11 protein-coding genes are annotated in these 14,356 nt (G+C 70.3%); 4 read left to right on the top strand and 7 right to left on the bottom strand.

The window, feature by feature from the left end; translation table 11 throughout:
- The first annotated feature begins 27 nt into the window (after positions 1-27).
- Together ACZ6SD_RS07825 and ACZ6SD_RS07830 are read left to right on the top strand one after the other, a co-directional pair.
- Positions 28-504 (top strand): DUF3558 domain-containing protein, encoded by a 477-nt coding sequence (locus ACZ6SD_RS07825; protein WP_465316143.1) that lies wholly within the window; start codon positions 28-30, stop codon positions 502-504.
- Positions 505-509: 5 nt separating this feature from the next.
- A complete protein-coding gene (locus ACZ6SD_RS07830; protein WP_465316144.1) occupies positions 510-2,537 on the top strand; it encodes a molybdopterin-dependent oxidoreductase in 2,028 nt (675 codons plus the stop codon).
- On the opposite strand, the gene ACZ6SD_RS07835 is transcribed toward ACZ6SD_RS07830, so the two are convergent.
- From ACZ6SD_RS07835 to ACZ6SD_RS07850, 4 genes are all read right to left on the bottom strand, one after another.
- Positions 2,503-3,321 carry an SDR family NAD(P)-dependent oxidoreductase gene (locus ACZ6SD_RS07835; protein WP_465316145.1) on the bottom strand — a complete coding sequence of 273 codons (819 nt, stop codon included), beginning with the start codon at positions 3,319-3,321 and terminating at the stop codon, positions 2,503-2,505. The two genes, ACZ6SD_RS07830 and ACZ6SD_RS07835, sit on opposite strands and share 35 nt — an antisense overlap.
- Positions 3,322-3,377: 56 nt before the next feature.
- Positions 3,378-4,058, bottom strand: a complete 681-nt coding sequence (locus tag ACZ6SD_RS07840) for a TIGR03089 family protein (protein ID WP_465316146.1) — start codon at positions 4,056-4,058, stop codon at positions 3,378-3,380.
- An 11-nt stretch (positions 4,059-4,069) separates the two neighbouring features.
- Positions 4,070-5,302 carry an LCP family protein gene (locus tag ACZ6SD_RS07845; RefSeq protein WP_465316147.1) on the bottom strand — a complete coding sequence of 411 codons (1,233 nt, stop codon included), beginning with the start codon at positions 5,300-5,302 and terminating at the stop codon, positions 4,070-4,072.
- Between the two features lie 118 nt (positions 5,303-5,420).
- Positions 5,421-7,019 (bottom strand): LCP family protein, encoded by a 1,599-nt coding sequence (locus ACZ6SD_RS07850; RefSeq protein WP_465316148.1) that lies wholly within the window; start codon positions 7,017-7,019, stop codon positions 5,421-5,423.
- Positions 7,020-7,200: 181 nt separating this feature from the next.
- Between ACZ6SD_RS07850 and rfbB the strand changes: the two genes are divergently transcribed.
- Together rfbB and rfbD are read left to right on the top strand one after the other, a co-directional pair.
- Positions 7,201-8,193, top strand: a complete 993-nt coding sequence (gene rfbB, locus ACZ6SD_RS07855) for a dTDP-glucose 4,6-dehydratase (protein WP_465316149.1) — start codon at positions 7,201-7,203, stop codon at positions 8,191-8,193.
- A 5-nt stretch (positions 8,194-8,198) separates the two neighbouring features.
- Positions 8,199-9,095 carry a dTDP-4-dehydrorhamnose reductase gene (gene rfbD, locus ACZ6SD_RS07860; RefSeq protein WP_465316150.1) on the top strand — a complete coding sequence of 299 codons (897 nt, stop codon included), beginning with the start codon at positions 8,199-8,201 and terminating at the stop codon, positions 9,093-9,095.
- A gap of 19 nt (positions 9,096-9,114) precedes the next feature.
- Here rfbD and ACZ6SD_RS07865 read toward each other — a convergent pair whose 3' ends face one another.
- The 3 genes from ACZ6SD_RS07865 to ACZ6SD_RS07875 form a co-directional block, all read right to left on the bottom strand.
- A complete protein-coding gene (locus tag ACZ6SD_RS07865) occupies positions 9,115-10,566 on the bottom strand; it encodes a pyridoxal phosphate-dependent aminotransferase (RefSeq protein WP_465316151.1) in 1,452 nt (483 codons plus the stop codon).
- Between the two features lie 141 nt (positions 10,567-10,707).
- Positions 10,708-11,790, bottom strand: a complete 1,083-nt coding sequence (locus ACZ6SD_RS07870) for a glycosyltransferase family 4 protein (protein ID WP_465316152.1) — start codon at positions 11,788-11,790, stop codon at positions 10,708-10,710.
- Positions 11,783-14,341, bottom strand: a complete 2,559-nt coding sequence (locus ACZ6SD_RS07875; RefSeq protein WP_465316153.1) for a glycosyltransferase — start codon at positions 14,339-14,341, stop codon at positions 11,783-11,785. The genes ACZ6SD_RS07870 and ACZ6SD_RS07875 overlap by 8 nt, the downstream gene beginning before the upstream one ends.
- Between the last annotated feature and the right edge of the window lie 15 nt (positions 14,342-14,356).

Below are 14,356 nucleotides of genomic sequence, written 5' to 3' on the forward strand. Positions count from 1 at the left end.
CATGCTTTGGTGACTAGCATCTGACTCATGCGTCACCTCGCGTTGGTCGCCATCGTCCTTTTCGCTGTCGCCGGGTGCGGATCGGAGGATAAGCAGAATCAGGGCGCGGGTGCCCCTGCCACATCGGATTGGTCTGCCGCGGATCCGTGCGGACTGGTGTCCGCCGAGGAGATCGCGGGCTATCTGGGTGTCTCGGACGCGCAGCCGGTGCGGTCTGCCGAGCTTGACCGTCCGAGCTGCACGTGGGCGGGCGTTGACCGCAAGAAGGTCAAACTCATGCTATGGAAGCCGCCCGCACCCGACATCATCGCGGGTCCGGGCAAGGAGACGCTGGATGTGGCAGGGAAGACCGGCTATGTCACGACGTCGACCGCGTCGAGTTGCCTGCTCGAAGTGGATGGCGGCCAAGCCTTCGCGAGCATGGATGTCCGCGCGACAGGAGACGGTGTGTGCGCGAGAGTCGCGCAGACGCTCGCGGGCGTGGTCAAGAAACTCGGCTGGTAGCAGCCGTGGGGGCCAAGTTCGGCGCCTGCGCGTTGTGCGAGGCCATCTGCGGGTTGGTTTTCGAGGTGGACGCGGGCCGGGTCCTGTCCGTCCGGGGTGACCGGCGGGACCCGCTCTCGCGGGGGCATCTGTGTCCGAAAGCCCTTGCGCTGCCTGATCTTCGGGAGAGCGCCCTGCGCACGCCCCTTCGCCGGAGCGGTGACGGGTGGGCGGCGATCTCGTGGGATGACGCGTTCGACTTGGTCGTCGGGCGGCTCGCTCAGGTGCGCGAGGAGCACGGGGCCGACGCGGTGGGGGTTTACCTGGGCAACCCCACGGTGCACAGTCTTGGCGCGATGACCCACGGCACCGCGTTCTTCCGCATGTTGCGCACCCGCAACCGGTTCTCGGCCACCTCCGTCGACCAGCTCCCGCATCACGTGGTCGCCAGCCTGCTCTACGGCCACCAGATGCTGCTGCCCGTCCCGGACATCGACCGCACCGACTACTTCCTTGTCGTCGGCGGCAATCCGATGGTGTCCAACGGCAGCATGATGACCGTGCCGGACTTCGCCCGCCGCCGCCGCGCGTTGGCCGACCGGGGCGGGCGGATGGTCGTGTTCGACCCCCGGCGGACCGGGACCGCCAAATCCGCCGACGAGCACCACTTCGTCCGGCCGGGGACCGACGCGGCCGTGCTGCTCGCGATGGTGGGGGTGATCCTCGATGAGGGGCTCGCCACCCCGGCGTCCTATGTGGACGAGGTGGACGAGGTTCGCCGGATTGTCCGGCGCTATCCGGCGGAGCGGGCGGCCGAGGTCAGCGGTGTGCCCGCCGAGGTGATCCGGCGGATCGCGCGGGAGTTCGCCGCCGCTCCCAGTGCCGCCGCTTACGGGCGCACCGGTGTGTCGACGCAGGCGCACGGAATCCTGTGCCAGTGGGCGATCCAGCTCCTCAACATCCTCACCGGCAACCTCGACCGCCCCGGCGGCACGATGGTGACCCGGCCCGCCGTCGACCTGCTCAGGCTGACCTCGCGGGGTGGTCGCGCGCGGTGGCGCAGCCGGGTGCGCGGGCTTCCCGAGTTCGCGCGGGAGTTCCCGGTGGCCATCCTGGCGGACGAGATCACCACGCCTGGCGAGGGTCGGATCAGGGCGATGGTGATCTCGGCCGGAAATCCAGTTCTGTCCACTCCGGACGGTAGGAGCCTCGAAAAAGCACTGCGGCAACTGGATTTCCTGGTCGCCGTCGACTTCCGGATCAGCGAGACAGCCCGGCACGCGGACGTGATCCTGCCGCCGACCACCCCGCTCGAACGCGACCACTACGACGTGGTTTTCCACGCTCTCGCCGTCCGCGACACCGCGCGGTTCTCGCCCGCGGTCCTGCCCAAGCCCGCCGACGCGCGGCACGACTGGGAGATTTTCCGCGAGCTGGGAACGCGTTACCGCAGGCACTTTCGTGGCAACCGGCTCGCCGCGCTCGGCCTGCGCGTCAGCCCGACCCGCCTCCTCGACCTGCTGCTGCGCCTGGGACCGCGCCGGTTGTCCGTGCGGGCGCTGCGCCGCCATCCGCACGGCGTCGACCTCGGCCCGCTCACATCCGCGCTGCCCCAGCGGCTTCGCACCCCGGGGAAGCGGATTCGCCTGGCGCCGCCCGAATTGTGCGCGGCGGCGACCGATGTTGAGGCCCCGTCAGGCCTGTTGCTCATCGGCCGCAGACACCTGCGCGCCAACAACTCCTGGATGAACGACATCCCGCGGCTGACCAAGGGCGCCGCGCGGCACCACCTGCTCATGCATCCTGACGACCTCGCCGAGCGCGGCATCGCCGATGGCGACCTCGTGCGCGTCGAGTCCGCCGCCGGGGCGGTTGAGGTGACCGCGCGGGCGACCGACGAGATCATGCGCGGCGTCGTCAGCCTCCCGCACGGCTACCGCGCGGCGAGCGCCAACGACCTCACCGATGCGACCATTGTGGACAGTGCGGCGGGAACCGCGGTCCTCAACGGCGTTCCGGTCACCGTCCGAGCTGCCGCTTCGCCGCCCAGGTGACCAGCGGCTGGTACAGCGAGCCCAGGAGGCGCGGCAGCGCGTCGATGGCGTAGGCGTCCGGTCCGATGAGGATCCGGGCCTTGTTCCGCCGGACCCCGTTGAGGATCGTGCGCGCCGCCGCCTTCGGGCTGGTCATGGCGACCTGGTCGATGGACTTGCTGAACTCGGCGGCGTCGGCGGGGTTGGACGTGCGGCCGTTGCGGGCGATGTTGGTCTTGATCCCGCCCGGGTGCACGCAGGAGACGCCGACGTTGGTCCCCTCCAGCAGCATTTCCTGCCGCAGCGCCTCGGTGAACCCGCGCACGGCGAACTTGGCGGCGTTGTAGGCGCTCTGCGTGGGCACGGCGATGAGGCCGAACACGCTGGAGACGTTCACCAGGTGCCCGCCGCCGGAGGCCACGAGGTGCGGCAGGAACGCCCGCGAGCCGTGCACGACGCCCCAGAAGTCGATGTCCATGACCCAGCGCAACTCGTCGTCGGTCATCTCGCGGACGCTGCCCTTGAGCGCGACGCCCGCGTTGTTGACCACCAGGTCGACCCGGCCGAAGTCGGCGGCTACCTGGTCGGCGTGCGAGTAGATGGCGTCGCGGTCGGCGACGTCGAGCCGATACGTGCGCAGCCGGTCACCCGCGCGCGCCTGTTCGGCGGTCTCCTTGAGCGCGGCCTCGTTGATGTCCGACGCGGCGACCCGAGCCCCCTCTGCCAGCAGGCGCAGCGCCAGCGCGCGCCCGATCCCGGAGCCCGCACCGGTCACGACGGCCACCTTGCCCGTGAACGACTTCACAGCCACCTCCAAGCGTCATTGCTTACTGAGGCGTAACTTACTCTTGGTAAGTTAAGTCAGGCAAGGACGTCGGCCGTGGTTCGCTCGGTCGCCCGACGCGCGTCGAGCCGGGCCGGGTCCGGATTGCTGACCTGCACGACCGACCCGCCGACCGCCAGTGGGGCCAGCAGGGCCGCGAGCACCCCGTCCGGCACGGTCCACTCGCGCGTGGACAGCACCCGCGCGCCCGTCGCCAGCCCCTGTGCCTTGGCCGCGGCGAGCGTCTCGTCCACGGTCATCCCGGCCAGCGCCAAGGTCGAGCCGGGCGCCGGGGCGCCGAAGAAGTCGTCGCCGAACAGGCGGGCCTCGCCGACGAAGTCGAGCACCCCGCCCGTCGAGCCGCCCAGGTCGCGGCCCATCGGGTCCAGCGACACCGCCGCGACCGTGCCATCGGCCGACTCGCCGGGCGCCACGAAGGTCACCACGGCCTCGCCGGAGCTGACGACGTGCGCCCCGGCCCACCACGCGCCCAAGAGCACCCCGGCCGTCTGCCAGTGCGCCGGTAGGCGGACGGCGACCGGGGTGCCCGGTTCGACGTCGTGCTCTTCGACTAGCCAGTTCGCGGTCTTCGCTGCCCAGTTGGCGACCGTGGCGACCGACAGTTCGACCCGCGTGCCTGCCGCGTCGTCGTAGTGAGTGACAAGAGGTCGGGCGGAAGCGGACCGCAGGGGGCGCAAGAGGGCGTCGGTAAGGCTCAACGGAACTCCGGTCAGTCGATGCAAGGGGCGGCCGCGCGGGCGGGCGCGCCCAGGTTGAGCAAGCGCTTGCCCATCAGGTTCTCACCGGTCACCACGGGCGGCGGCGGTGGGGCGGGCGGCGGGTTCGCCGAGGCCAGTCCGCCCACGTAGGCGCGCACGGCGGCGGTGTCGACCGTGACGACGCTCTGGCCGCGGTCGTTGCGCGCGCCGACGCCGGTGACCGGGATCGTCACGAAGTCGACCCGCCCGGAGGCCAGCGCCTGGGCCTGGTTGACCAGGTCGAGGAAGTGCAGGCCCGGGTCCATCACCACGGTCTTGGACACCGCGGACTCCAGCGCGTCCAGCTTCCCCGGGTCGGTCAGCACGCCGCCGCTGAGCACCTTGTTCATCGCCGAGGCCAGGAACGTCTGCTGCCGCACGATCCGGCCCAGGTCGCCGCCGGGCAGGCCCTTGCGCTGGCGGACGAAGGCCACCGCGTCGCCGCCGCGCACGGTCTGCGGGCCGCGGCGGAAGTCGGCTCCGGAGTCCGGGTCGCTGGTGGCGTGGTTGAGGCACACGTCGACGCCGTCGATGGCCTCGGTGAGCAGGTAGAACCCGTAGAGGGTGACCTCGGCGTAGTGGTCGATCCGCACGCCGGTCAGGTTCTGCACGGTCTGCACCAGCGCCGTGCGGCCCGCGTTGTCCGACTCGCGCTCGATCTTCTCGCGGTCGCTCTCCCCGCCCGCCACCAGCCGCTCGGCGACCCGCGCCTTGGTGACGCCGAACGCGCCGTTGATCTTCTCCTCGCGGTGGCCGGGCACCGGGACGTAGGTGTCGCGCGGAATGGAGATCGCGTGGCTCTTGCCGCCGTTGTGCGGGATGCGCAGCACGATCAGCGTGTCCGTGTTGATCGTGTCGGTCGCCTCGGTGCGCAGCTCGCGCAGCACCCGCGCGGACAGCGGGCGGCCCTGCAGGTCGGTCCGGGTGTCGCTGCCGACGACGAGGATGTCGTTCGCCCCGTCGTCCGCGGACGGGGCGTCCGCCTGCTTCTGCGCCTCGGCTAACGCGTCGGTGGTAGTGACACTCTCCTGGAACTCGTCAATGCGCACAGTCACGACCGCGACAGCGGCAAGCACCGCCGCGGACAGCAGCGCAAGCGCTGTCCGCCCGCTCACCAGCCACGCCGAGACGCCGTCGCGCCGCCGGGGACCGGGGTCGTTCTCAGGGCGGTCGTCCGCAGCAGCAGGCGTCGGCCCGTCCGTCACGTCTGTCTCCTTCTCCGCCCGGTAGCGCCTTGTCAAGGCTAGACAAGGACTCATATCGGGACGGTGTGGTTCGCCCGACTGGGGACAATCGACCACGGATCGTGATTGAACTGTCGGTTCAGTTCACACAGGTGACGCTGCCTGCCTCGATCTTCTCTGGCGGTGTCGTCGTCGCGGGGGTTCCGGTGGCGTCCGGGGTCGCTGTGTCGGTCGGCTCGTCCGGGGGCCGCAGCCGCAGCATCGGCTCGGCCGCCAGCCGGAAGGACGGCTGGTAGGTGGTGCCCAGGACCACCCGGACGTGCCCGCGCGGCAGCGTCCGGTCCTCCTCGAAGCCGAACGTGCCGCTCAGCGACCCGGCCACCGCCTCGGCCTTGGTCCGCTCGCCCGTGGCGTAGCGGATGATCGACCCGGCCTGCACCGCGGCGTCGCCGACGTCGCCGCGCAGGAACCCGTTCCCGGCCAGCGCGTCGAGCACCGTCGTGGCCAGGCCGCGGGTCGTGGAGCCGTTGCGGACCTCGACGGTGATGTCGCCGCTGTTCCCGGTGGTAGTGGCCGTGGCGGGCGCCGTGGTGGTCGTCCCGTCCGCGGACGAGTCCGCGCCGCCGGTGAGGCCCGCGACGAAGTCCCGCACCTCGTCGGGATCGACCTTGATGACATCCGCGCCGCCGATTTTGGCGTCGCCCTGGTTGGGGATGGTGCGGAACTCGATGTTGCCGCTGCTCAGCCGCTGCATCTGGGCCGCGAACCGGGACAGGTTCCAGTTGGACGACAGCACTACCGACTTCTGCACGGCGGACACGAGGTCCCGCGCCCGGCTCGGGTCGGCCAACATGTCCGCGGAAAGCACCTTGTCGGCCAGCGCGCCGAGGAACACCTGCTGGCGCACGATCCGGTCGAGGTCGCCGTTGGGCAGGTCATAGCGCTGTCGGACGAACGACAGCGCCGCCGCGCCGGAGATGGTCTGCCGCCCGGCGGGGAAGTTCGCGCCCGACTTGGGCTCGTTGACCGCTTCCTTCAGGCACACCTCGACGCCGCCGATGGCCTTGGTGACCTCGTAGAAGCTGGCCAGGTTGACCTCGGCGTACCGGTCGATGGTGAGCGAGCGCCCGATCAGCCGCTCGATGGCCGCGATGAGGTTCTTCCGGCCCGCGACCGTCGCCTTGGCCTCCAGCACCTCGGGGTCGTCCTCGCCCTGCGCGGCCAGGGTCTTGCGGGTGTCGTTGTAGGCGTAGACGAAGGCCGAGTTCAGCTTGTGCTTGCCGAAGTCGCCGCCGATGTCCACCCAGGAGTCGCGGGGGAAGGAGAACGCGATCGCGCGGCTGCCGTCGGACGGGATGTGCACCAGGATCATCGTGTCGGTGTTGCGCTCGCCGTCCGCCCGGCCGCCGTTGAGCAGCTGCAACACCTCCTTGGGCAGGGGATTGCCGAAGGCGTCGGTGCGGCTGTCGATCCCCACGAGAAGGATGTCCATCGCACCATCGAGTGGTTCGAGAGGCGCGTCGGGCGCGACCTCGATAACGTCCGTCGTGACGGTGTTGTCATCGATCGCGCCGAACGTCCACCAGCCGTACGCGGCGGCGGAGATCAGCGCGGCCGAGAGCAGGGCTGTGATCGACTTCACCACAGCGGCGCTCGCCCGTCGCCAAACCGGGGACTTACGCGGGCCGGGTAAGTCGACCCGCGCGCCGTCAGCCCCCGTGGGCGCACGCTCGTCCACGCACGCTCCTCCCCGTTCCGTCCAGTCCACCTTCAGGTTACCCACGTCCAGTGGGGCAAATCGGCCACTGGGGTAATCGGAAGACGCCGTCAGTCGTAACACGCACTAGTGAGCATCGAGGTTCACCCGGGACGTGGAAGACTCTGGCGAAGGACGCGAGCCGAGGGACGGTGGGACCAAGATGCGGGTGTTGGTGACGGGCGGAGCCGGATTCATCGGTTCGCACTACGTGCGGCAGGCGCTGGGCGGGGCGTACCCCACGCTGGCCGACGCCGAGGTGGTCGTGCTGGACAAGCTGACCTACGCGGGCAACAAGGCCAACCTCGACCCGGTCGCCGACAACCCCCGGCTCAGCTTCGTCGAGGGCGACATCTGCGACGCCGAACTCGTGGCCGCGACCATGGCCGGGATCGACTTGGTCGTGCACTTCGCCGCCGAGTCGCACGTGGACCGGTCCATCCTCGGGTCGGCCGACTTCGTGCTCACCAACGTGCTCGGCACCCAGACGCTGCTCCAGGCGGCCGTCGACGCGGGCGTGGGCAAGTTCGTGCACGTCTCCACCGACGAGGTGTACGGCTCGATCGATGAGGGCTCCTGGCCTGAGACGCACCCGCTGGAGCCGAACTCGCCGTACTCGGCGTCGAAGGCGTCCTCCGACCTCATCGCCCGGTCGTTCTTCCGCACCCACGGCCTGCCGGTCTGCATCACGCGGTGCTCGAACAACTACGGCCCGTACCAGTTCCCCGAGAAGGTCATCCCGCTGTTCACCACGAACCTGTTGGACGGCAAGAAGATCCCCCTCTACGGTGACGGCCTCAACGTGCGCGATTGGCTGCACGTGGACGACCACTGCCACGGCATCCAGCTCGTGGCCGACTCCGGCCGCGCGGGCGAGATCTACAACATCGGCGGCGGCACCGAGCTGACCAACCGCGAGCTGACCAGCCTGCTGCTGGCGGCCACCGGCACCGACGAGTCGTTCGTGCAGCCGGTCATCGACCGCAAGGCCCACGACCGGCGCTACTCGGTCGACATCACCAAGATCTCCACCGAACTGGGCTACCAGCCGCGCGTCTCGTTCGAGGATGGCCTGGCGAGCACCGTGCGGTGGTACCGGGAAAACCGGGCCTGGTGGGAGCCGCTCAAGCGCCGCGCCGCGCTCCCGGGGAACTGACCGCGGTGGCTCTCGCGCTCTTGGTGCCCGGCGGCGGCGGACAGCTCGGTCGTGAGCTGGCCGGGCTCGCCGACGCCGTCCTCGCTCCCGGGTCGGCCGAACTCGACCTGACCCAGCCTGGTCAGGTCATCGCCGCGGTGACCGCCCTGGTCGCTTCGGCCCGCGCCGAGGGCCGTAGCCCCGTGGTGATCAACGCGGCTGCCTACACGGCGGTGGACAAGGCGGAAACCGATCGGGCGCGCGCGTTCGCGGTCAACGCCGACGGGCCCCGTGTCCTCGCCGCAGCCTGTTCCTCTCGCGGCGTGCCCCTGATTCACGTCTCCACGGACTATGTCTTTCCCGGTGACGCGAACCGTCCGTACGAAGTGGACGATCCCACCGGCCCCAAGTCGGTCTACGGCGCCACGAAACTCGCGGGCGAGGACGGCGTGCTCGGCTCCGGCGCGCGCGCCTGGGTCGTGCGCACCTCCTGGGTCTACGGGGCGCATGGCGGGAACTTCGTGAAAACCATGGCCCGCCTGGAAAGCCAACGCGACACACTGTCCGTTGTGGACGACCAGGTCGGCTCGCCGACCTGGACCGGAGACCTGGCGCGCGCCCTGCTGGAATTGGCTAGCCGGGTGACCGGACCGAACCCGCCGAAGTCCACTGTTCTGCACTGCGCCAACACGGGTGAAGTGACGTGGGCGGGGTTCGCCCGGGCGATCTTCGAGGAACTGGGGGCGGACCCCAGTCGGGTCAAGTCCTGCGGCACCGAGGACTACCCGACCGCGGCCGCTCGTCCTGCTTACTCGGTGCTCTCGGATGCGGCTTGGCGCGCCGAAGGACTGACTCCGCTGCGGCCGTGGCGTGACGCTTTGTCGGCGGCCTTCGCCGCTCACCCCGACGCTTTCCGGCCTTGATGGGGTGAGTGGAGTGTCGTCACGGGAGTGAGCGCAGGTACTCGCACATCGCGGTGACCGCGTCGACTACCTGGTCGGTTTCCGTGGCGGTGAAGCAAAGGCGGTAGTAGCCCTTCACCGGGCAGCTCAGCGTGGTGCCGGTCAGGAGTTGGACGCCCGCGTTGTGCAGGATCGCGTCGGCGAGGTGTTGCTCGGGGTCGGGTTGGGTGTCGCCGCCGAAGAAGCCGAACAAGCCCGAACTGGCCGTAGTGGCGTCGTTGGGGCGGTTGAGGAACTCCCGTAGGTCCAGCCAGAAGAACTGGGCGCAGTTGGCGTTTTCGGTGTGCACGTGCCTGATGCGGTAGCGGTCGAGCACGCTCGCGACCGACCGGTAGGCCGAGGTGAGCAGTCCGGGGTACCGCCGCATCGCGTCCTGCCAGAAGCGGTCGTCGTTGGCGTGCAACAGGTTCAGCAGATAAAAGTGCTTGAGGGAGTCCATGGGGGTGAACCAGGACTGGGCGTTGCGCCGCTCGGTGGGGTTGGTCGCGCCGACCATCACGTTGCGCACGTAGGGGGAGCGGGAGATCAGGAAACCCGTCCGGAAGCCGGAAAGCCCGAAGTCCTTGGCGAATCCCCACACCACGTGCACGCGGTCCCGGTACTGCTCGACCGCCTTGAGCGCGAGTGCGCTGACGAAGGGGGGTTTGGCGTCGGCGAGCTGGGAGTGGCAGTACATCTCGTCGGAGATGATGTGCATGTCGGTGTGAAGCAGCGCCCATTCGTAGATGGATTCGAGCAACTGCTTGTCGTAGTTCACCCCGAGCGGGTTGTGCGGGTTGGTCAGCACCAGGAGTTTCGGCTTCTCTTCCCGGCTGTCGTATTCCCTGCGCAGGTCGTCCAGGGTGAGTTGGAAGTTGTCGACGCCCGCCGCGGTGAGGGGGACGGGGAGGCACTTGAGGTCCGGGCCCTGCTGGAACGACCAGTAGAAGCCCTGCCAGAACGGGGCGGGCAGCATGACCGTGCTGCCCCGGGGCACCGGGCACGGCTGGTCCCCGCGTGGCATGGGCACGTCGGTCTTGACCGACAGGGGTGTCTGGAGGCCCCAGGCGATGCACTGCAACGCCGAGGAAACCCCGGCCACGCCGAATACGTCGTCCGGACTGATCTGGCCGGGGACGCCGAACGACTCGGCCAGGCGCGCCGCCATCATGGTGCGCAACTCGACGCTGCCGTAGCTGGGGAAGTACTTGATGTACTCCTTCGGCAGCACCGGCATCTTGTCGAACACCTCGGCGCGCAGTATCGGGTAGAGCAGGACGTTCTCGGCGACCGCGAGGTTGGTGGGCTGCTCGATGCCCTTGTGGGACAGCAAATCCCGGTACAGGACCGAGCGCTGCTCCTCGTCGGGCAGCAGGGCGATGCGGTCGCGCTCGTCGCTGGTGAAGGCGCTGACGGCGGGCGCCGGTTCGGTGCTCAGGTCCCTCGTGGTCATCTCTGCCTCGCAGGTCGCGGGTGGCTGGTGACCCGAGTGTTGGCCGCCCAGTCCCCGGGAACAACGCCGCGAGGACGATGCCAGTCCTTCGAGGGAGAGATTCAGTCGGTGTGAGGGACAGTCGTCGCGCTGTGTGCTGGGTCAGCGCCCCGCGGCCGTGCGGTATGCGGCGATGGTCAGTTCCGCGCAGCGGCGCCAGGTGTGGCTCGACGCGTGTCGTCGGCGGATGGCGACCGTCGCGGGGGACGGGGGGTTCTCCAGGGCCGCGGTGAGCGCGACGGCCATGGCCTCGACGTCGCCGTAGGGGACCAGGGTGGCGTGGCCGCCCGCGACCTCCCGCAGCGCGGGGACGTCCGTGCAGACCACCGGCACGTCGCAGGCCATGGCTTCCAGCACCGGCAGGCCGAACCCCTCGTCGCGGGAGGGCATGACCAGCGCCGACGCGCCAGCCACGACGCTGCGCAGATCGCCTTCCGGGAGGTAGCCGGTGGCCAGCACGCGGTCGTCGCCCGCGGCGTGGCCGGGGCCGGTGAGCACCAGCGGCGGCAGCGACGGGGTGGCCGCGTGCGCCTTGATCAGCCAGTCCAGCGATTTGCGCGGGCCCGCCGCGCCTACGAACAGCAGGTACTGCGCGGGCAGGCCGAGCCTGCGGGCCAGCGTCTCGTTGGGCGGGCGGGCGGCGAACCAGGCCGGGTCGACGCCGAGCGGGGTCACCCGCACCTTGTCCTCCGCGAGGCCGAACCGGGCCACGACCTGCTCGGCCACCGCGTGGGTCGGGGTGCAGACGACATCCGCGCGGAGCGCCGAAAGCCGCACCAGCTCAGGAAGTTCCGCGTCGCTGGGCGGCAGTTCTTCCGGGTAGTCCAGGAACGCGAGGTCGTGGATGGTGAGCACGCCCGCGGCGCGGAAAGCCGCCGGGAGCACGAAATTGGTGCCGTGCACGACATCGGTGAGCCCGGCGAACAGCTCCACCGGCGGGAACGGCGCGCGCAGCCACGCCTTGCGCAGCAGCCGCGCGGGCACCGGCATCCCGCGCGCCTGCGAGCCGTGCGGGAGCACCTTGCGCAGTCCGCGCCAGCCGCGCAGGGTGAACGCGACCGCCCGCATGTCCACTTGGGACGATGAGGCCAGTTCCTCGGCCAGCGCCGAGGTGTAGCGGCCGATGCCGGTGCGGTCGCCGAGCAGGGGCGTGCCGTCGATGAGGACGCGAATGGGCTTAGGCATCGCCGCGACCTCCGGAAAGCCGTTCACGGACAAGTCTTCTGGCCCGGCCCGCCGCGCGTCTGGCGAGTTCGCCAGCGCCGCCGGAGTCCAGGTATTCCTTCACCAGGGCAAGATCCCGCCGAACCGTGGCCGCCGGGCCCAGCGCGGGCTTGCGCACCAGCGTCTCCGCGCCCGCGAGCCGGTCGGCGGCCGGGCGCGGGTCTCGGCAGAACGCGGTCAGCGGGGCGAGCACGTTCTCCCAGGTGAACCGCTCCCGCACCACGGCGATGCGCTCCTGGCAGCCGCGCGCGAACTCCTCGTCGTAGAGGACCCGTTCCAGCGCGGCGGCCAAGGCGTCGCCGTCCTCGGCAGGCACGACCATGCCGAGCCCTTCCGCGCGCACCAGTTCGGCGAACGAGTCGCCATCGGTGGTGACGATCGGCAGCCCCGCCCACAGGTAGTCCAGCACCCGGGTCCGGAACGCGAAGGTCGTCTCCACGTGCTCGTAGTGCGTGGTCACGCCGCAGTCCGCGTCGAGCAGCCAGTCCTGGCGCTGCTCGTAGGGAACCCAGGTCTCGTTGAAGAACACGTGCCGCCCGGTCAAATCCAGCCGCCCGGACAGCGCCCGGACCTGCCCGCCGATGTCCATCTCGGGCACTTCGGGGTTGGGGTGCTTCATGCCCAGGAACACCAGCCGCACGTCCGGGCGGCGGCGGGCCAGCGTGCCGATCGCGGTGACCAGGGTCAGCGGGTCGAACCAGCTGTAGACCCCGCCCGCCCACAGCACGACCTTGTCGCGCTCGCCGATTCCGGCGATGCCGCCCTTGATCGGCGACCGGCTCTGCTGCGGCGGTTTGCCCGGGAGTCCAAAGGGGACGACCGCGAGCAGCGAGCGCAGCGTCGGGTCGGTGTCGTAGATGGCCGGGGTGAGCCTGCCCAGCGCCAGCAGGTGCCCGAGCCAGAAGTGCCGCTGCCGCTCGGAGGCGCAGACGAAGAAGTCGCCGCGCTCCAGTTGCGTGTTCAGCACCTTGGTGACGCCGATCAGGTCGAGTTCGCGCTGCTCGGCGATGTCGTCCTTGCCTTGTTCCAGCAGTTCCAGGTGCATCGGGTCGTAGACGTCGCAGACGACGATCTTGGTCGAGTCCTTCTTTTTCACCGACGGCACCAGTTCCAGCGCGTGGCCTTGGAGGATGACCACGTCGGCCCAGTCCACGTGCGGGTCGAGGTCGCGGCGGCGGGCGCGCAGCACCGGGAACGGCGCGTCCGGGGGCGCGCACAGCGGATTGACCGTGACCAGCCGCACCTCGTGCTCGGCGCTGAGCACCTCGGCCATGTGCCACGCCCGGATCGCCGGTCCGGCCATGCGCTCGGAGATCGCGTCGCCGGTGATCACCAGGATCTTGCGGCGCGCGCCGAACGCCTCTTCCAGGCCGAACGCCTCGACCAGGATGTCGTGCGCGGCCAGGTAGCGCGGCAGCGGGTACGCGGGCTCCATCGCCTTGCGCATCAACGGGACCAGGTCGGCGTCCGAGCGCACCCGCTTGGCCTGCTCGACCTTCCGGGACGCCGCCAGCGACGGCAGCAGCTCCACGAACTGGTCGATGGCGAGCATTCCGGCCAGCGCGGTCCGCGGCATCGCCACGTCCCCGTCGCCGGTCTCGTCGCGGCGGGTGATCTCCAGTTGGGTCGCGTCGAGCTCGCCGCGCGCGGTCGCCCTGCGCACGGCCAGCGCCAGCGCCGCGGGCAGCGCCTTGGCCAGAGTGGCGTCGGAAAGGTTCTTGTAGAGCGCGGCCAACGCGTTGCGCTCCAACAGGTACAGCTCGCGCGCATTATCCGGAGTGTCCACTTGGGACATGGAAGCGTGGTGCTTGTGGTAGGCCAGCGACGCGGGCTCGTAGCGCACCCGCCAGCCGCGCAGGTTCAGCCGCCAGCCCAGGTCGACGTCCTCGTAGAACATGAAGAAGCGCTCGTCAAAGCCGCCCAGTTCCCGGAAGGCGCCCGCGCGGACGAACATCGCCGAGCCGGTCGCGAACAGCACGTCGCGAGGCGCGTCGTGGCCACCGTCGTCCGGCTGCCCGGCGTGGCGCTTGTAGCCCATGCCGAACCAGGTCAGCCCGCCGTCGACAAAGTCCACCCGCTCGCCGGACCAGTCGAGCACCTTGCTCGCCACCGCTGCCACGTCCGGCTGCTCGGCCAGCACCCGCACCGCCGCCCGCGCCCACCCGGGGTCGGGGCGGGCGTCGTTGTTGAGGAAGGCCAGCACGGCGCCAGCGGCGTGCTCGGCGCCCAGGTTGCAGCCGCCCGCGAAGCCCAGGTTGGCCGGGGCCTCGACCAGGTCGACGCCCTCGACGGCGCGGATGCGCTCGGCGCTGCCGTCGCCGGAGGCGTTGTCGACGCAGACCACCTGCAACCGGTCGCCGGGATAGTCCAGGTCGGCCCGCAGCGCGCGCAGGCACGCCACGGTGTCGTCCGCGCCCCGGTAGTTGACCACCACCACTGACAGCACCGGCAGCGTCGCTGCCCCCGCCCCCTGTGCCAATCCGGCCTCCTCGCGCTGGTCCCCGTTACGCATAGCGTGCCCCATCGC

The sequence above is a fragment of the Actinokineospora sp. NPDC051303 genome (assembly GCF_055586285.1).